The organism is Burkholderia sp. 22313, assembly GCF_052045245.1.
GTDB lineage: Bacteria > Pseudomonadota > Gammaproteobacteria > Burkholderiales > Burkholderiaceae > Burkholderia.
Window position 1 is genome coordinate 26,170 of record NZ_JBQEON010000031.1, and the last position, 18,362, is coordinate 44,531.

Here is an 18,362-nt window from a genome sequence, read left to right on the forward strand (position 1 = left end):
CGATGGTGAGAAACGACATGCCTCCCTCGACGCTGACGCCTGCACGCGCGTCCGGCACGCGCGCGGCCACCGCGGCCAGCGCGGCGACTGCCCGGGCCGGCGCGGTGCGCACCGGCTCGCCGCGCTGGCTTGTACCGACCAAGGTGCTGGTTTTCGCGGCCGGCCTCTATCCGCTCGCGCGTCTCGTGCTGTTCGGACTGACCGACCGGCTCGGCGCGAACCCGATCGAGTTCATCACGCGTTCGACCGGCCTCTGGACGCTCGTGATCCTCTGCGTCACGCTTGCCGTCACGCCGCTTCGGCGCGTGACGGGCGTTCCCGCGCTGCTGCGCTTTCGCCGGATGGTCGGCCTGTTCGCGTTCTTTTACGCGACGCTGCATTTCACCACGTATCTGTGGTTCGACAAGTGGTTCGACGTGCTCGCGATCCTGAAGGACGTGGGCAAGCGCCCGTTCATCACGGTCGGTTTTGGCGCGTTCGTGCTGCTGATTCCGCTGGCCGCGACCTCGCCGCGCGCGATGGTGCGCCGGCTGGGCCGCCGCTGGGCGACACTGCATCGCGCGATCTATGTGATTGCGCTGGCCGGCGTGCTGCATTTCTGGTGGATGCGCGCCGGCAAGCACGATCTCGCGCTGCCGAAGCTCTATGCGGCGATCGTCGCGGTGCTGCTGGGCTGGCGGCTGCTGGAGTGGGGCTGGCGGCGCATCCGTGCGTGATGATGCGGGCCTGGAAAAACGAAAGGCGATGACGGGAAGTCATCGCCTTGTGTCGCCAAGGAAGCGCGCGAGCGGCGGCGCGCGATTACTGCGTGGCGGCCGGGCCTGATGCCGGTACGGCGGCCTTCGACGCACCGCTCGACAACTCGGGCGACAGCGTGAGCGGCGTGCCGGAAGAATCGGGAATGCTGTCGGACGACGCGTTTTCATCGGTCGGCGTGACGTCCGACGGCGGTGCGTCCTGCTGGATGGGCTTCGCCGGCAACGGAGGCACGGTGGGCAGATAGAGCGGACCGCGTTGACCGCAACCGGCAAGAATCGCCAAAGCCGCTACAATCGCGCTCATCTGGAAAACGACTCGCATGATCGTCCCTGAACAATTTAACCGATAGAGTTTAGCATGTCCGATACTGAATACCTGGCCCGTGCCGAGGCCGTGCTGGCGGCCGTCGAGCGCACCGTGGATGCCGCGAACGACGGCGATCACGACATCGATCTGGAGCGCAACGGCGGCGTGCTGACGCTGACGTTCGAGAACGGCTCGAAGATCATCGTCAACCTGCAGCCGCCGATGAAGGAACTGTGGATCGCCGCGAAGGCGGGCGGGTTCCACTACCGTTTCATCGACGGCGAATGGCGCGATACGCGCACCGGCACCGAGTTCTTCTCGGCGCTTACCGACTACGCGACGCAGCAGGCCGGCCTGCCGATCACGTTCGCCGCGTAACGACCGGCTCGCTTGCTTGGCCGGGCGTCGATACGTCGAGACGGTCGAGACGCCGAATCGAAACGCAATGAAAAAAGCGCCCCGCGGGGCGCTTTTTTCATGCTCGGACCGTGCGTGTCAGTGGCCGCGGAACAGGTTCATGATGTCCTGCTTCTCCTGTTCGTCGACATGTGGCACCGCTTCGCCGACGTCCTGCGCGGCCGGCGCCTGCGGCACGCCGACCGTCGACACGAAGCCGTGCCCCGGCGTGAATTCGGTGAAGTACAGCTCGCCGCCGAGCGACTGGACATCGTCCGGCATTGTCGGCTTGAACTCCGGCACGCCTTTCAGCGCCGCACCCATGTATTCGATCCAGACCGGCAGCGCCAGCCCGCCGCCCGTTTCGCGATCGCCGAGGCTGCGCGGGTTGTCGTAGCCGATCCACGCGATCGCGGCGAGCGAGTGCTGGTAGCCGGCGAACCACGCGTCGTGCGAGTCGTTCGTCGTGCCGGTCTTGCCCGCGAGGTCGGTGCGCTTCAGCACGTTGGTGCGCGCGCCCGTGCCGCGCTGCGCGACGCTCTGCAGCAGGCTGTTCGTCACGTACGCGTTGCGTGCGTCGATTGCGCGCGGCGCGTTCTGCTCGGCGACGAGCGGTTGCGCGCGTGCGACGATCGCGCCATTCGGATCGGTCACTTCGGCGATCAGGTACGGATTCACGCGGAAGCCGCCGTTCGCAAAAACCGAGTACGCGCCGGCCATCTGCAGCGGCGTGACCTGGCCCGCGCCGAGCGCCATCGGCAGGTAGGCCGGATGGCGATCGGCGTCGAAGCCGAAGCGCGTGATGTACTGCTGCGCGTACTTCGTGCCGATGTGATTCAGGATCCGGATCGACACGAGGTTGCGCGAGCGCTGCAGCGCGGTGCGCATCGACATCGGGCCTTCGAAGCCGCCGCCGTAGTTCTTCGGTTCCCACGGCTGGCCGCCGGTTTCCGCGGCGCTGAAATACAGCGGGCCGTCGTTGATCACCGTGGCCGGGCCGAGGCCCTTGTCGAGCGACGCCGAGTAGATGAACGGCTTGAACGACGAACCGGGTTGGCGCCACGCCTGCGTGACGTGATTGAACTTGTTCTTGTTGTAGTCGAAGCCGCCGACGAGCGAGCGGATCGCGCCGTCCTGCGGGACGATCGAGATGAACGCGCCCTCGACCTGCGGCAATTGCGTGATCGACCACTTGCCGGCGTCGTTCTTCACGACACGGACGATCGCGCCCGGGCGGATGCGGCGGTTCGGCTGCGCATTGGCCGACAGCGCGCCGGACGCGAAGCGCAGGTTGTCGCCTTCGATCGTCGCGTTGCTGCCGTCGATGAAGGCGACCGTGATCTGGCGCGGGGTTGCCGCGGTGACGACCGCGGCGATCAGCTCGCCGTTGTCGGGGTGCTCGAGCAGCGCATCGTCGATCGCCTGCTCGCGGTCGTCGGCACCGGCCGGCAGCTCGATGAAGCCTTCCGGCCCGCGATAGCCGTGGCGGCGCTCGTAATCCATGATGCCCTTGCGCAGCGCGGTGTACGCGACCTGCTGGTCGGCGGAGTCGATCGTGGTGACGACGTTGAAGCCGCGCGTATAGGTTTCCTCGCGGTACTGCGCGTACATCATTTGTCGGACCATTTCCGCGACGTACTCGGCGTGCACGCTGAATTCGCGCCCCGCGCCCTTGACGACGAGCGGCTGAGCGACGGCTGCGTCGTACTGCTCGCGCGTGATGAAGTTCAGCTCGAGCATCCGCTGCAGGATGTATTCCTGGCGCACCTTCGCGCGCTTCGGATTGACGACCGGGTTATACGCGGACGGCGCCTTCGGCAGCCCGGCGAGCATCGCAGCTTCCGCGAGCGTGATGTCCTTCAGGTCCTTGCCGAAGTAGACCCGCGCGGCGCTCGCGAAGCCGTACGCGCGCTGGCCGAGATAGATCTGATTCATGTAGACCTCGAGAATCTGATCTTTCGTCAGCGCGCGCTCGATCCGGTACGCGAGCAGCATCTCGTAGATCTTGCGCGTGTAGGTCTTCTCGCTCGACAGGAAGAAGTTGCGCGCGACCTGCATCGTGATCGTGCTCGCGCCCTGCGAGGCATGGCCGTTCGTCAGCGCGACGAAGCCGGCGCGGGCGATGCCGGTGAGGTCGACGCCGCCGTGATCGTAGAAACGCGCGTCCTCGATCGCGAGGATGGCCTTCTTGAGCGAGTCGGGCACGTCCTTGAAATGGACGATGTCGCGGCGTTCCTCGCCGAATTCGCCGATCAGCACGTGATCGGACGTATAGATGCGCAGCGGTACCTTCGGACGATAGTCGGTCAGTGCGTCGAGCGACGGCATGTTCGGCCACGCGACGACGAGCGCGTAGCCGAGCACGAGGCCGCCGGCCACGACGAGGGCCACGCACATCGCGGCAACGCCGATCAGGGCTTTCTGCCACCAGGGCCGCTTTTTCGGCTCGGGCGCGGGAGGCGGGGACGTAGGAGACGTGGATTGCATAGGCATACCGGAAAACAGTCCCGCGATTATAGCTGCCCGGTAAGACCGGTCCTGACGCGGGCGGCGCCCGCCGGCAAGCGGCGGATCGCGGTGTCGTCCGCATAGTGTCCGCGCGGCCGCGCCGCGTGACAACTGGCCGTCCGGCTGACTGTCGGGCGCACGCGCCGCTCTGCAGAATCAGGCCTCGGAAACGCGGCGTGGGCCGCAACGATCGCGGGAGGCTGGGATGGCTGGACGATGGGCGGCGCGGTTCGCGCCGGGGAGGCACCGTTCGACGGGAATCGACGTCGGGGCGGACGAGGTGAGGGTGGCCGTGCTGAGTCGGCGCGGCCGGGTCGCGGAGGTGCGCGTCGAAGGGCTCGAGCGGGAGCCGGTCGGACTGGCGGGCGGGCCGGAGCACGCACGCTGGGCCGCGGTTGCGCGCGCATTGGCGGCGGCCGTCTCGCGGCTGGCGGCGGCGGGCGTGCGTTGCGACACGCGCGGCGTGATGGCACTGCGCGACGACGAAATGCGCACCGCCACGCTCGATCTGGCCGGGCGCGACGATGTTGCGCACGCCGCCCGGCAGGCGGCCGAGCGCATCTCGGGGCTCGCGCCGGAGAGCCTCGCATTCGACTGGCGACAGGACGGCGGCGTGCGCTCGGACGAGGTTGCGGTCGCCGTGGCGCCGCAGGCGTTGCTCGAACGGCGGATCGACGTGGCCGCGCAGGCCGGCGTCGACCTGACGGCCGTCGACGGCGAGTCGGCCGCCGCGCTGCGCGCGTTGCGCTATGCCGCGCGGTTCGAGCTCGACGCGCATGGCCCGTACGCCGCATTCTGGTTTGGCGACACGGGGGTGCACGGCTGGCGGGTCGACGGCGCGGTCGCCGCGCCGGTGTTCGCGGTGTTCGGCGACATGCAGGCGGCATTTGCCGATGCATTGCGTCAGTGCGTGATCGAGTCGGTGCGCTGCGTGCTCGTGGCCGGCGATGCGCGCTGCATCGCTCGCTGCGGCACGTCGGTCGCCGATATCGGCGATGCGCTCGGCGTGGCCGCGGTGCCGTTCGACTGCACCGGATGGGACGGCGTGCCGGGCGAACGCACCGGCGCGCCGGACGGGCCGGCGTTTGCGCTGGCAATCGGGCTGGCGTTGCGCGGGGTGTGGGAGTGATGGCCGCTACGGGGCTCGGGCGGGTTGCCGCCAGCCCTCCCGCGCTCGGCGGATTCAATCTGTTGCCGTACCGAGAGCGGCTGGCGCAAGCGTTGCGGCGCCGCCGCGCCAGCCAGTGCGGGGCGGCGATCCTGCTCGGGGTATTCGCGGCTGGCCTTTGGACCGGGGTGGCGACCGCGTGGCGATGGCAAGTGGATGCCGAGCGGACGCGGGTGGAGGTGCGGCTGCGGCAATTGCAGCCGCAGGTGGAGGCCGCCCGGCGCATCGCCGGCGTGGCCGCCGATCTCGCGCAACGCGATGCGCGGGCAGCCGTGCTTGCTGCGCCTTACCGGCGAGTCGTCGGGCTGCTCGCGGCGCTGGCGCAGGCACGCGACGATACCGTTCGGCTCGACGCATTGCGTACGACATCGTCCGGCGCCGTGCTCGACGCGCGCGCCACGAGTTACCGGGCGGCCGCGCGATGGCTCACCCGCATCGCGGCCGAACAGCGCGACTGGCGATTCGATATCGATGCGCTGGCACCGGCTTCGGCCATGCCGGTCACGGGTGCGGACGCACCGTTCCGGTTCTCCGTGCAGGTACGCTGGCACGACGCGCCATCGCGGCAGAAGGCGGCGGGAGGCGGCGCATGACGGCGATCGTGCACCGACCCATGCCGGGCCGCGCCGGGTGGCTCAGCCGGGCGACGCGGGTGTCGCCGGCCGCGGCGCACGCGGTGGGTTGCGTGCTGGCATTTGCGTCCGCGATGGCGGGCGGCATTCATCTGACGGATGCGGCCGACTGGAGCGGACTCGCCCGCAGCCGCGTGTTGTTGGCAACCGCCCAGGGGCGAGCCGCTGATGCAGAGCGGATGGTCGCAGCCGGCACGCAGCGGCGCGACGTCGAGCCGGCTGCCGTGCCCGACCGCGGCGCGCCGCGTGCGCCGACATGGCCCGCGCTGATGCTTGAGCTGGCTGACCTGGTGGGGGCGAGCGGATTGCAGATCGTATCGATCGAACCGCGGCGCGCGGACGATGCGGCGCCGGACGGCCGACGCACGGTACGGATCGTCGCGGATGGCGGTTTCCCGGCTCTGTTGCGCCTGATGGGCGAATTGGCGGATTTCCGCGTGCTGGTGGTGCCGTCGGTGTTGCAGATCGAACGGAAAACGCCTGCGTCGCGAGTGGACATGACGGTCGACGTGTTCCCGGTGCTGGCGGCGGCCCGAGCGCCGGATGGTGCGGGGCGAGTACTGGCCGGCGCATCGGCTGGCGACCCATTCGGCGGCGCTGATTCGCCGATCGTGTTCGACGCCCCGGCGCTGCGCCTGGCCGGCACGATTCGCGACGCTCGTGCCGCGCTTGCGCTGTTCGACACCGGTGATGGTGTGTTCGCGGCCGTCGCGCCGGGCGAGGCGCTTGGGGCATCGCGCGTGATGCGAGTCGATGCCGGGGCCGTGACGCTCGCGACGGCCGACGGCGCGCGCCGGTTCGTCGTGGACGACGGAGGTCGCTCATGATGAAGTACCGATGCAGGGCGATCGCATTCTGGATCGGATCGTGTGTGGCGGCGGCGCACGCGGCGCTGCCACCGCCATCTCTTCTGCCCCCTTTACCGCCGGCCGGCTGGCCGGTCGTGTCGATGCAGGCGCACGCCGAGGGCATGCCGCTGCCGCAGGACATGCTCGATGCCGCGGGTGGCGGTGCGCCGCAGCAGGCGGATGCCCCGCCGTTCGGCCAGGCGGCGCGCGCGGCGCTTCAGGCGGAAACTTCCGCGCCCGCACCCGCGCCCGCGCCGGTGCTGGAAGGGCCGCCGATTCCGCTGCCGCCGCCGACGCGCATGAACGACGCCGCAGCCCGGCACCCCGGCGATGCGGACGACACGCGGCGGATCTCGCTGAATCTGCAAGGCGCCGGGCTCGCGGCCGCGTTCGACGCGCTCGCGCGATTCACCGGACTCAACATCATCGTCGGCGAGCAGGTGCGCGGCACCGTGTCATTACGTCTGAACAATGTCCGCTGGCGCGATGCGTTCGATACGCTGCTCGACACGCACGGGCTCGCGATGTCGCGGCGCGGCAACGTGATCTGGGTCACGCCGGCGGCCGAGCTGGCCGCGCGCGAGCGCGAGCGCTTCGAAACACACGCGCGCGCCGCCGAGCTGGAGCCGCTTGCGAGCCGGACCTTCGCGCTGCATTACGCGCGGGCGCAGGACGTGCAGCGGCTGCTGGCCGGGGCCACCGGCCAGCGCCTGCTGTCGAAACGCGGCGCCGCGGCGGCCGACCCGCGCACGAACCTGCTGTTCGTCACCGACCTTGCGCCGCGCATCGCGCAGATCGCGAGCCTGATCGACGCGATCGACCGGCCGTCGCGGCAGGTACGCATCGAGGCGCGCATCGTCGAAGGCGAGCAGGGCTTTTCGCGCAACCTCGGCGCACGTGTCGCGCTGCGCGCGCAGGGACGGCCGCCTGCCGCCGACGGCGCGGCATCCGCGCCCGACACGCGCAATGCGCTCGACCTGGCCGCGCGACCGCTCGGCGGCTTCGAGGCGGCGACGGCCGGCTTCACGCTGTTCGCCGCACCGCTGAGCCGCGTGCTCGACGTCGAGTTGAGCGCGCTCGAGGCGCAAGGGCGGGGCCAGATCGTCTCCAGCCCGCGCGTGGTGACGGCCGACCGTGTGAAGGCGATCGTCGAACAGGGCTCGGAATTACCGTACCAGGCGAAGGTCGGCAACGGCGTGAGCGGGGTGCAGTTCCGGCGCGCGACGCTGAAGCTCGAGGTCGAACCGCAGATCACGCCGGACGGGCGCGTCGTGCTCGACCTGGACGTGACGAAGGACAGCATCGGCGAGCCGACCGCGGCCGGGCCCGCGATTCATACGAAACACGTCCAGACGCGCGTCGAGGTCGAGGACGGCGGGACGGTCGCGATCGGCGGGATTTACGAGCAGTTGAACCGGGACGATGTGACGCGCGTGCCGCTCTTGGGCAAAATACCCGTACTCGGCGCGCTTTTCCGGCACCGCGCGCGGCGCGATCAGCGCAGCGAACTGGTCGTCTTCATCACGCCGACGGTTGTCGGCGCGCGTTGCGGGACGGCCGGCGCGAGCGACGCGGATGCGGGAGAAACGGGGCCGGAAGCCGGTGGCGCAGGCTCGACAAGGCAGCTGCTTTGCCAGTAAGCTGCGCCACACACCAGCAAGATTCAAGCAGAGGAAGCCGTTGCAAGCGCGGGACCCACATGCAAACGTATTTTTCGTCGGCCTTATGGGAGCGGGTAAGACCACCGTGGGCCGTGCGGTCGCGCGCCGGCTCGACAGGACGTTCTTCGACTCCGACCACGAAATCGAGGCCCGCACGGGTGCGCGCATCCCGGTGATCTTCGAGATGGAGGGCGAGGCCGGATTTCGCGACCGCGAATCGCAGGTGATCGCCGAACTCACGCAGCGCGAGAGCATCGTGCTCGCGACGGGCGGCGGCGCGGTGCTGCGCCCCGAAAACCGCGATTGCCTGAAAGGCAACGGCATCGTCATCTATCTGCGCGCCAATCCGCACGATCTGTGGCTGCGCACCCGCAAGGACAAGAACCGCCCGCTGTTGCAGACCGACGATCCGAAGGCGCGCCTCGAAGCGCTTTATGAGGCGCGCGATCCGCTGTACCGTGAATGCGCGGACTTCATCATCGAGACCGGCCGTCCATCGGTCAACGGCCTCGTCAACATGGTGCTGATGCAACTCGAACTCGCAGGCGTCATCGCCAAGCCGCTACAAGCATGATTACCGTCAACGTCGATCTGGGCGACCGCGCCTACCCGATTCACATTGGTGCCGGCCTGATCGGCCGCACTGAGCTGTTCGCCCCTCACATCACCGGTTCGTCGGTCACGATCGTCACGAACACGACCGTCGATCCGCTCTACGGCGATGCGCTACGCGCGGCGCTCGCGCCGCTCGGCAAGCGCGTGTCGACCGTCGTGCTGCCGGACGGCGAGGCCTACAAGAACTGGGAAACGCTGAACCTGATCTTCGACGGCCTGCTGACCGAGCGCGCCGATCGCAAGACGACGCTCGTCGCCCTCGGCGGCGGCGTGATCGGCGACATGACCGGCTTCGCCGCCGCGTGCTACATGCGCGGCGTGCCGTTCATCCAGGTACCGACGACGCTGCTGTCGCAGGTCGATTCGTCGGTCGGCGGCAAGACGGGCATCAATCACCCGCTCGGCAAGAACATGATCGGCGCGTTCTACCAGCCGCAGGCCGTGATCGCCGATATCGGCGCGCTGACCACACTGCCCGATCGCGAGCTGGCGGCCGGTGTCGCCGAAGTCATCAAGACGGGGGCGATCGCCGATGCGGCGTTCTTCGACTGGATCGAGGCGAACGTCGACGCGCTGAATCGCCGCGACCCGGCTGCGCTCGCGCATGCAGTGAAGCGCTCGTGCGAGATCAAGGCAAGCGTGGTCGCGGCCGACGAACGCGAAGGCGGCCTGCGCGCGATCCTGAACTTCGGCCATACGTTCGGCCATGCGATCGAGGCCGGGCTCGGCTACGGCGAGTGGCTGCACGGCGAAGCGGTCGGCTGCGGGATGGTGATGGCGGGCGACCTGTCGGTGCGCCTCGGCCTTCTCGACGAAGCGTCGCGGCAGCGGCTGGATGCGGTGATTGCCGCCGCGCACCTGCCGGTCCGCGGGCCGGCGCTCGGCGATGCGCGCTACATGGACCTGATGCGCGTCGACAAGAAGGCCGAAGCCGGTGCGATCAAGTTCATCCTGCTGAAGCGATTCGGCGATACGCTGATCACGCAGGCGCCCGACGAGGCCGTGTTCGCTACCCTGGCGCAGACAACCCGGTAACGGCGCCCGGATGCCCCGGCGCCCCTGACATGGAGCAGACGTGAGCGAGACATCCAGCAGCAAATTTCCCGAAGCCGGCCGCACATCCGTCACGGCGCTGGCCGAGCCGCCGACGCTGGCGGCGCTGGAAGCCCATCTCGCTCCGTATGCCGCCCACGCATCGCAGTCGCGCGGCCGCCGCCACCAGGAAACGCCGCCGGCGGCGCGCACCGAATTCCAGCGTGACCGCGACCGCATCGTTCATTCGACCGCATTTCGCCGGCTCGAATACAAGACGCAAGTCTTCGTCAATCACGAAGGCGACCTGTTCCGCACCCGCCTCACGCACAGTCTCGAAGTCGCGCAGATCGCGCGGTCGGTCGCGCGCAACCTGCGCCTGAACGAGGATCTCGTCGAGGCGATCTCGCTCGCGCACGATCTCGGCCATACGCCGTTCGGCCATGCCGGGCAGGACGCATTGAATGCGTGCATGCGCGAGCACGGCGGCTTCGAGCACAACCTGCAGAGCCTGGCCGTCGTGGATGAACTCGAGGAGCACTACGGCGCGTTCAACGGCCTGAACCTGTGCTTCGAGACGCGCGAAGGCATCCTCAAGCACTGCTCGCGCGAGAACGCACGCAAGCTCGGTGCGCTCGGCGAGCGCTTCCTGCAAGGGCGCCAGCCGTCGCTGGAAGCGCAGCTCGCGAACATCGCGGACGAAATCGCGTACAACAACCATGACGTCGACGACGGCCTGCGCTCCGGCCTGATCACGATCGAGCAGCTCGCCGAAGTCGAGCTGTGGCAGCGCCACTACGATGCCGCGCTCGCCGAATTCCCGCATCTCGAAGGCCGCCGCCTCGTGCACGAGACGGTGCGCCGCATCATCAACACGCTGATCGTCGACCTGATCGACGAAACCACGCGCAATCTCGCGCGTGTCGCGCCCGCGTCGCTCGACGACGTGCGCGCGGCGCCGCCGCTTGTCGCGCACAGCGAGGCGATCGCCGCGCAGGCGGCCGCGCTCAAGCGTTTCCTGTTCAAGAACCTGTACCGCCACTACAAGGTGATGCGCATGGCGAACAAGGCGCAGCGCGTCGTCACCGGGCTGTTCGACGCGTTCATCGACGATCCGCGCCTGCTGCCGCCGCCGTACCAGTCGGACGACGAAGCGCACCAGCCGCGCCTCGTCGCGCACTACATCGCCGGCATGACCGACCGCTTCGCGTTGAAGGAATATCAGCGCCTGTTCGTCATCAACGACAACTGACTGTCACAAACGATCACTAGACTTCGCCGGTTCAATGGCGACGGGAATGTTGCACACGCTGTTGGTAACGTTTTCATAGGAGAGAGGTCGATGAAGAAGAAGCCTGCGGGGACCATGGTTCGCTCGATCGCGCTTGGCGGCGCGCTGATGTTCGGGGTGCAGCATGCGGCGTTCGCCGTGACGGAGATCCAGTTCTGGCATGCGATGGAGTCGGCGCTCGGCGAGCGGGTGAACGAGATCGCCGCGCAGTTCAATGCCTCGCAGAGCGACTACAAGATCGTGCCGGTCTTCAAGGGCACCTACGATCAGGCGCTTGCGGCCGGCATCGCCGCCTATCGCAGCGGCAACGCACCGGCGATCCTCCAGGTCTATGAAGTCGGCACCGCGACGATGATGCAGGCGAAGAAGGCCGTCGTGCCGGTCTACGACGTGTTCAAGCAGGCCGGCGTGCCGCTCGACGAAAAGGCGTTCGTGCCGACTATCGCCAGCTACTACAGCGACGCGAAGACGGGCCATCTGGTGTCGATGCCGTTCAACAGCTCGACGCCGGTGCTGTACTACAACAAGGACGCGTTCAAGAAGGCCGGGCTCGATCCGAACCAGCCGCCGAAGACGTGGGCCGACGTGAAGGCCGACGCCGAGAAGCTGCGCAAGTCCGGGATGGCGTGCGGCTTCACGACCGGCTGGCAGGGCTGGATCCAGCTCGAGAACTACAGCGCGTGGCATGCGCTGCCGTTCGCGAGCCGCAACAACGGCTTCGACGGCGCCGATGCGGTGCTCGAATTCAACAAGCCGCAGCAGATCGCGCACATCGCATTCCTGCAGCAGATGGAGAAGGACGGCACGTTCACGTATGCGGGCCGCAAGGACGAGGCATCGGCGAAGTTCTACAGCGGCGACTGCGGGATCATGACGACGTCGTCGGGCGCGCTCGCGAACGTGCAGAAGTTCGCGAAGTTCAGCTACGGCACCGGCATGATGCCGTATGACGCGAACGTGAAGGGCGCGCCGCAGAACGCGATCATCGGCGGCGCGAGCCTGTGGGTGCTGGGCGGCAAGGATGCGGCGACCTACAAGGGCGTCGCGAAATTCCTCGCCTTCCTGGCCTCGCCGCCGGTTGCCGCGAAGTGGCACCAGGAAACGGGCTACCTGCCGGTCACGACGGCCGCGTACGACCTCACGCGTCAGCAGGGCTTCTATGCGAAGAACCCGAGCGCGGAAACGGCGATCAAGCAGATGATGAACAAGCCGCCGCTGCCGTACACGAAGGGGCTGCGTCTGGGCAACATGCCGCAGATCCGCACGGTCGTCGACGAAGAGCTCGAACAGGTCTGGGCGCAGAAGAAGTCGCCGAAGGACGCGCTCGATTCGGCGGCGTCGCGCGGCGACGAGCTGCTGCGCCGCTTCGAGAAGTCGGGCGGCTGAGCCCGCATCGCGTTCGTGCCGCCGGCCGCCGCATCGCGCATGCGCGCGCGGGCCGGCGGCACGGTTCCCTTTCCGATTCGCCTGACCGGATACCCGCGATGCAATCCCGTTCCCGTTTCGGCGCGAGCCTGCTGCCGTACCTGCTGATCGCGCCGCAGCTCGCGATCACCGCCGTGTTCTTCCTGTGGCCGGCCGGCGTCGCGCTGTGGCAGTCGACGCAGATGCAGGATGCGTTCGGCACCTCGAGCGAATTCGTCGGCCTCGCGAATTTCACGCACCTGTTCGCCGATCCGCTGTACCTCGACTCGTTCCGTACGACGCTGGTGTTCAGCACGCTCGTGACGGTCAGCGGGCTCGTCGTGTCGCTGCTGCTCGCCGCGTGCGCCGATCGCGTGGTTCGCGGCGCGCGCGTGTACCGCACGTTGCTGATCTGGCCGTACGCGGTCGCGCCGACGATCGCGGCCGTGCTGTGGGCGTTCCTGTTCAACCCGAGCATCGGCCTCGTCACCTATGCGCTCGCGAAGGGCGGCATCGTGTGGAACCACGCGCTGAATGGCGGGCAGGCGATGTTCCTGGTCGTGCTCGCGTCGGTGTGGAAGCAGGTGAGCTACAACTTCCTGTTCTTCTACGCGGGGCTGCAGGCGATTCCGCGCTCGCTGATCGAGGCGGCGGCGATCGACGGCGCCGGCCCGGTGCGGCGCTTCTTCCACATCGTGCTGCCGCTGCTGTCGCCGACGAGTTTCTTCCTGCTGGTCGTGAACCTCGTCTACGCGTTCTTCGACACGTTCCCGGTGATCGACGCGGCCACCGCCGGCGGACCCGCGCAAAGCACGAAGACGCTGATCTACAAGATCTTCACGGAGGGCTTCCAGGGGCTCGACATAGGCAGCTCGGGCGCGCAGTCGGTCGTGCTGATGGTCATCGTCGTCGGGCTCACGGTGATCCAGTTCCGCTTCGTCGAACGCCGGGTGCAATACGCATGATCGAAAATCGCAAGGGCTTCGACCTGTTCTGCCACGCGGTGCTGATCGCGGGCGTCGTGCTGATCGTGTTTCCCGTCTACGTCGCGTTCTGCGCGGCGACGATGAACGCGCAGGAAGTGTTCACGATCCCGCTGTCGCTGGTGCCGAGCACGCACCTGCTGGAGAACATCGCGTACATCTGGGGGCACGGCAGCGGCGGCACGACGGCGCCGTTCGGCCGGCTGCTCGTCAACAGCTTCGTGATGGCGCTCGGGATCGCGGTCGGCAAGATCGCGGTGTCGATCCTGTCCGCGTACGCGATCGTCTATTTCCGCTTCCCGTTCCGCAACACGGCGTTCTGGCTGATCTTCATCACGCTGATGCTGCCGGTCGAGGTGCGGATCTTCCCGACCGTGCAGGTCGTGTCGACGCTGCAGCTGACGAACACCTACGCGGGGCTCACGCTGCCGCTGATCGCGTCGGCGACCGCGACGTTCCTGTTCCGCCAGTTCTTCATGACGCTGCCCGACGAGCTGATGGATGCCGCGCGCATCGACGGCGCGGGGCCGCTGCGCTTCTTCTGGGACGTCGTGCTGCCGCTGTCGAAGACGAGCATCGCGGCACTGTTCGTGATCACGTTCATCTACGGCTGGAACCAGTATCTGTGGCCGATCCTGATCACGACGGAAGCCTCGCTGTCGACGGCGGTGGTGGGCATCAAGACGATGATCGCGAGCGGCGACGCCGCGACCGAATGGCAATACGTGATGGCGGCGACGCTGCTGGGGATGATTCCGCCGCTCGTCGTCGTGCTGGCGATGCAGCGCTGGTTCGTGCGCGGCCTCGTCGACTCCGAAAAATAACGGACGTAACCGGGAGAAGGACCAGGTATGGCTGCGCTGAGCTTGAAGGGCGTCAGGAAATCCTACGACGGCAAGCAGCACGTGCTGCACGGCATCGACGTGGAGATCGCCGACGGCGAATTCATCGTGCTGGTCGGCCCGTCGGGCTGCGGCAAATCGACGTTGCTGCGGATGATCGCGGGGCTCGAGACGGTGACGGACGGCGAGATCGCGATCGGCGAGCGCATCGTCAACACACTCGAGCCGAAGGATCGCGACATCGCGATGGTGTTCCAGAACTATGCGCTGTACCCGCACATGACGGTCGCGCAGAACATGGGTTACGGACTGAAGATCCGCGGCCTCGAGCGCACGACGATCGACGCGCGGGTGGCTGCGGCCGCGAAGATCCTCGAACTCGAGCCGCTGCTCGCACGGCGCCCGCGCGAACTGTCGGGCGGCCAGCGCCAGCGCGTCGCGATGGGGCGCGCGATCGTGCGCGAGCCGTCGGTGTTCCTGTTCGACGAGCCGCTGTCGAACCTCGATGCGAAGCTGCGCGTGCAGATGCGGCTCGAGATCCAGCGGCTGCATGCGCGGCTCGCGACGACGAGCGTGTACGTGACGCACGACCAGATCGAGGCGATGACGCTCGCGCAGCGTGTGATCGTGATGAACCGCGGCTATGCGGAGCAGATCGGCGCGCCGGTCGACGTGTACGAGAAGCCGGCGACGGTGTTCGTCGCGGGCTTCATCGGCTCGCCGGCGATGAACCTGATGCACGGCCGGCTGTCGGAGGATGGCGCGACGTTCGCGGTCGCGGGCGGTGGCCCGGCGCTGCCGGTCGCCGGCGCGCCGGGCATCGGCAGCGCGATCGCCACCGGGCGCGACTGGGTGCTGGGCGTGCGGCCGGAGCACATGACGCCGCAGCCGGGCGTCGCGCAGGCGACGCTGCCGGTCGATTCGTGCGAGCTGCTCGGCGCGGATAATCTGGCGCACGGCCGCTGGGGCAATCATGACGTCGCGGTGCGCTTGCCGCACGCGGATCGCCCGGCGCGCGGCACGGCGCTGGGCGCCGCGCTGCCTGCGCACCGGCTGCATTTCTTCGATCCCGACACCGGCAAGCGTGCCGGCTGACCTGACCAACCTGCTGAACCCGCTGCGAGGCTCACGATGACTTCCCGTCCCGACTGGCCCTATCCGCGCGTCGTCGCCCATCGCGGCGGCGGCACGCTTGCGCCGGAGAACACGCTTGCCGCGTTCGACGAGGGCGCGCGGCGCGGTCACCGGATGGTCGAGTTCGACGCGAAGCTGTCCGCCGACGACGTGACGTTCCTGCTGCACGATGACACGGTCGACCGTACGTCGAACGGCAGCGGGCCGGCAGCGGGCATGCGTTATGCGGCGCTGGCCGCGCTCGACGCGGGCGCCTGGTTCGACGCGCGCTTCGCGGGCGAGCGGATGCCGACGTTCGAGGCGGCGGCGGCGCGTTGCCTCGCGCACGGGCTGGCGGCGAACGTCGAAATCAAGCCGTGTCCGGGCCGTGAGCGCGATACCGGGCGGCGGGTGGCCGCCGACGCAGCCGCGTACTGGCACGGCGCGGCGGTGCCGCCGCTGCTGTCGTCGTTCTCGTTCGACGCGCTGCGACAGGCACGCGAGGCGGCGCCCGCGCTGCCGCGCGGAATGCTTTACGAAGCGGTGCCGGACGACTGGCACGCGCAGGTGATCGGCGCGCTCGGCTGCGTATCGTTGCACGCGAACCACAACGAACTCGACGAGCCGCTCGTGCGCGCGATCAAGGCGGCCGGGTTGCGCATCCTGGTCTATACGGTCAACGACCTGGCCCGGGCGCGCGAACTGGTGCGCTGGGGTGTCGATGCGGTCTGTACGGACCGGATCGACCTGATTGCCCCGACGGCACTCGACGACATCGCGTAACGCCACGCATCGGGCAAAACCCTGCACGGGAACGTGCCTGACGCGAAAAAACGACGCCCCGGCGGGATTCCGACCGGGGCGTTTCGTATGGCGAGCACGTTACTCAAGGAAAAATCCGCTACAAATTGCAGCAGGATTAACCATTCCCCAAATATTCGACTACGCTTAGAAGCGGTAGCCGACGTTCAGGTACGTGACGATCGGGTTGAGCGAGATGTGGGCCTTCGACGTCTCGGTCAGCGTACCGACCTGGGTACGCCTGGCCGTCGTGAAGGTCGCGGTCACGCTGACGGGGATATACGACAGCGACAGGCCCGCGAACCAGTGTTTCGTGAAGTTGTACGTGAAGCCGGCATTGAAGACGGGCGCCCACTGGTTGCTGGTGGTCGCGCTGGTCGGGCCACCGAGCACGCCGTTTTCGAACGCGCCGTTGGTGATTTTCGCGCCGGTGAACCAGATGTACGTGGCACCCACGCCGACATACGGACGGAACTTCGCATTGGCGTCGTTGAAGTGGTAGCGAAGCAATACGGCTGGGCTCCACTGGTACGCACGGCCCAGTACGCCGAACTTTTCGAACTGACCTTTGCCGGTAATGTCGAACTTCGGCGGTATCCCCATGACGAGTTCGGTGGAGATATGGTCGGTGACGAAGTAACCCGTTGCGAGCCCGAGCGTATCGGCGTCACTGATGCCGGCGCCGGTGTTGGGAATCGATTGATTGATGGGTGTGCCGCCTACGCCGTAGACGAACAGCGGGTCGCTGCTGTCCTGCGGGGCCAGGTGGAACCAGCCGGTGCTGACGTAGAAATCACCTGCAGATTGTGCGTGTGCCGTACCGCCCGCCAATGCGAATGCGAGCGCTGCGGCCCCCGTGATGGCCAGTTTTCGTTTCATTGTGTCTCCTCCGATCAAAGGCGTGCTCATTATGACGACTGCGTTTAAAACCAAACAAGCTCGCAAGCTAGAGCTTTCTCCCTAGGATCCGCACGACCGTACGCTTCCGCGCCCCGCAGGGACAGGCATTCTACGCAGGTGCGCATTTTCGGACCTCCGGGTATTTCCTAACGCGTTCAAACGGACATTCAGCATGGCACGGTTAGCACGACTCTACGTTCCCGATCAGCCGCAGCACGTGATACTGCGCGGCCTGGATCAGCAACCCGCGTTCGTCGACGACCAGGACTACGAACTCTTCATCGATTGTCTGAAGGCCGCGGCACGCGATCACCATCTTTCGGTGCATGCCTATGTGCTGCTCCCGCGTCAGGTGCAGCTGCTCGTGACGCCGAGCGACGAGGCGAGCCTGCCGAAGGCGATGCAGGCGGTCGGCCGCCGCTACGTCGCGCATTTCAACCGGCGTTATTCCCGCCGCGGCACCCTGTGGGAAGGCCGCTATCGCGCGACCGTGATCGAAGGCGAGCGCTATTTCCTGCTCGCGAGCCGGGTGGTCGAGATGAGCCCGGTGCGCGCGCAGCTGGTCGCGACGGCCGACGCCTATCGCTGGTCGAGCTTCCGGCACCACGTCGGGCTCACGGTCGACGGCCTGATCACCGACCATCCGCTCTACTGGGCGCTCGGCAACACGCCGTTCGACCGGCAGCGCGCGTACAAGGAGCTGTGCGAACAGCCGCTCGACGAGCGGCAGGCCGATCAGCTCCAGCAGGCGACGCTGAAGGGCTGGGTGCTCGGCGGCGAGAATTACCGCGAGTGGGCGGCGCGAACCGCGAACCGCCGCGTCTCGCCGCTGCCGCGCGGACGCCCCAGAAAGGTGCGTGAAAATACCCCGCCGATCCAGCAGTAACGCGGGAAAGGCGGATCACGAGGCGGCGCTGCGGGCGCCGCTTCTTTTTGCACCAATTTGATGCGCCCCCAATAAAATGGCACCAGATAGGAGCATGCCTTTAATTGGGGTTCGATCAAGCGGTTTTTGTTGCTATTCCCTTGATTCGTCGCGTATATTCCGAATTCCGGTGGCCCGGGTGAAGCTTGCCCAACCACTGTCGGCCGTGCCGCCTCCC

General features: G+C 67.7%; 18 protein-coding genes. 15 read left to right on the forward strand and 3 right to left on the reverse strand.

The window, feature by feature from the left end:
• The first annotated feature begins 17 nt into the window (after nt 1-17).
• The gene (gene msrQ, locus ACTJKF_RS23455; RefSeq protein ID WP_440626532.1) at nt 18-716 is read left to right on the forward strand and encodes a protein-methionine-sulfoxide reductase heme-binding subunit MsrQ; all 699 of its coding nucleotides are present in this window, start codon (nt 18-20) and stop codon (nt 714-716) included.
• Nucleotides 717-801: 85 nt separating this feature from the next.
• Here msrQ and lptM read toward each other — a convergent pair whose 3' ends face one another.
• A complete protein-coding gene (gene lptM / locus ACTJKF_RS23460) occupies nt 802-1,080 on the reverse strand; it encodes an LPS translocon maturation chaperone LptM (protein ID WP_440626534.1) in 279 nt (92 codons plus the stop codon).
• A 36-nt stretch (nt 1,081-1,116) separates the two neighbouring features.
• On the opposite strand from lptM, the gene cyaY reads away from it, so the two are divergent.
• Complete coding sequence (gene cyaY / locus ACTJKF_RS23465; protein ID WP_440626536.1) at nt 1,117-1,443, forward strand: iron donor protein CyaY; 327 nt, start codon at nt 1,117-1,119, stop codon at nt 1,441-1,443.
• A 117-nt stretch (nt 1,444-1,560) separates the two neighbouring features.
• Here the strand turns inward: cyaY and ACTJKF_RS23470 are convergent, their stop codons facing one another.
• Complete coding sequence (locus ACTJKF_RS23470) at nt 1,561-3,948, reverse strand: penicillin-binding protein 1A (protein ID WP_440626537.1); 2,388 nt, start codon at nt 3,946-3,948, stop codon at nt 1,561-1,563.
• Nucleotides 3,949-4,174: 226 nt separating this feature from the next.
• Here ACTJKF_RS23470 and ACTJKF_RS23475 point away from each other — a divergent pair, with 226 nt between their 5' ends.
• The 12 genes from ACTJKF_RS23475 (at nt 4,175) to ugpQ (ending at nt 16,341) form a co-directional block, all read left to right on the forward strand.
• Nucleotides 4,175-5,098 carry a competence protein ComA gene (locus ACTJKF_RS23475; RefSeq protein WP_440626539.1) on the forward strand — a complete coding sequence of 308 codons (924 nt, stop codon included), beginning with the start codon at nt 4,175-4,177 and terminating at the stop codon, nt 5,096-5,098.
• On the forward strand, nt 5,098-5,730 hold the full coding sequence (locus ACTJKF_RS23480) for a fimbrial protein (protein WP_440626630.1): 633 nt from the start codon (nt 5,098-5,100) through the stop codon (nt 5,728-5,730). Before ACTJKF_RS23475 ends, ACTJKF_RS23480 begins: the two co-directional genes overlap by 1 nt.
• Nucleotides 5,727-6,596 carry a pilus assembly protein gene (locus ACTJKF_RS23485; RefSeq protein WP_440626541.1) on the forward strand — a complete coding sequence of 290 codons (870 nt, stop codon included), beginning with the start codon at nt 5,727-5,729 and terminating at the stop codon, nt 6,594-6,596. Before ACTJKF_RS23480 ends, ACTJKF_RS23485 begins: the two co-directional genes overlap by 4 nt.
• On the forward strand, nt 6,593-8,257 hold the full coding sequence (locus tag ACTJKF_RS23490; protein WP_440626543.1) for a type IV pilus secretin PilQ: 1,665 nt from the start codon (nt 6,593-6,595) through the stop codon (nt 8,255-8,257). Before ACTJKF_RS23485 ends, ACTJKF_RS23490 begins: the two co-directional genes overlap by 4 nt.
• Nucleotides 8,258-8,297: 40 nt before the next feature.
• Nucleotides 8,298-8,852 (forward strand): shikimate kinase, encoded by a 555-nt coding sequence (locus ACTJKF_RS23495; protein ID WP_440626632.1) that lies wholly within the window; start codon nt 8,298-8,300, stop codon nt 8,850-8,852.
• The gene (aroB, locus tag ACTJKF_RS23500) at nt 8,849-9,928 is read left to right on the forward strand and encodes a 3-dehydroquinate synthase (RefSeq protein ID WP_440626545.1); all 1,080 of its coding nucleotides are present in this window, start codon (nt 8,849-8,851) and stop codon (nt 9,926-9,928) included. The genes ACTJKF_RS23495 and aroB overlap by 4 nt, the downstream gene beginning before the upstream one ends.
• 40 nt (nt 9,929-9,968) lie before the next feature.
• A complete protein-coding gene (locus ACTJKF_RS23505) occupies nt 9,969-11,177 on the forward strand; it encodes a deoxyguanosinetriphosphate triphosphohydrolase (protein ID WP_440626547.1) in 1,209 nt (402 codons plus the stop codon).
• A 90-nt stretch (nt 11,178-11,267) separates the two neighbouring features.
• A complete protein-coding gene (gene ugpB / locus ACTJKF_RS23510; protein ID WP_440626548.1) occupies nt 11,268-12,602 on the forward strand; it encodes a sn-glycerol-3-phosphate ABC transporter substrate-binding protein UgpB in 1,335 nt (444 codons plus the stop codon).
• A gap of 98 nt (nt 12,603-12,700) precedes the next feature.
• Nucleotides 12,701-13,585: a sn-glycerol-3-phosphate ABC transporter permease UgpA gene (gene ugpA / locus ACTJKF_RS23515; RefSeq protein WP_440626550.1), complete on the forward strand. Its 885-nt coding sequence runs from the start codon at nt 12,701-12,703 to the stop codon at nt 13,583-13,585.
• A complete protein-coding gene (ugpE, locus tag ACTJKF_RS23520) occupies nt 13,582-14,427 on the forward strand; it encodes a sn-glycerol-3-phosphate ABC transporter permease UgpE (RefSeq protein ID WP_440626552.1) in 846 nt (281 codons plus the stop codon). Before ugpA ends, ugpE begins: the two co-directional genes overlap by 4 nt.
• Nucleotides 14,428-14,454: 27 nt before the next feature.
• Nucleotides 14,455-15,540 (forward strand): sn-glycerol-3-phosphate import ATP-binding protein UgpC, encoded by a 1,086-nt coding sequence (locus tag ACTJKF_RS23525; RefSeq protein WP_440626554.1) that lies wholly within the window; start codon nt 14,455-14,457, stop codon nt 15,538-15,540.
• A 36-nt stretch (nt 15,541-15,576) separates the two neighbouring features.
• Complete coding sequence (gene ugpQ / locus ACTJKF_RS23530) at nt 15,577-16,341, forward strand: glycerophosphodiester phosphodiesterase (RefSeq protein WP_440626556.1); 765 nt, start codon at nt 15,577-15,579, stop codon at nt 16,339-16,341.
• A 165-nt stretch (nt 16,342-16,506) separates the two neighbouring features.
• Here ugpQ and ACTJKF_RS23535 read toward each other — a convergent pair whose 3' ends face one another.
• A complete protein-coding gene (locus ACTJKF_RS23535; RefSeq protein ID WP_440626558.1) occupies nt 16,507-17,238 on the reverse strand; it encodes an OmpW/AlkL family protein in 732 nt (243 codons plus the stop codon).
• A gap of 193 nt (nt 17,239-17,431) precedes the next feature.
• Between ACTJKF_RS23535 and ACTJKF_RS23540 the strand changes: the two genes are divergently transcribed.
• Nucleotides 17,432-18,145: a transposase gene (locus tag ACTJKF_RS23540; RefSeq protein WP_440626560.1), complete on the forward strand. Its 714-nt coding sequence runs from the start codon at nt 17,432-17,434 to the stop codon at nt 18,143-18,145.
• Nucleotides 18,146-18,362: the final 217 nt, after the last annotated feature.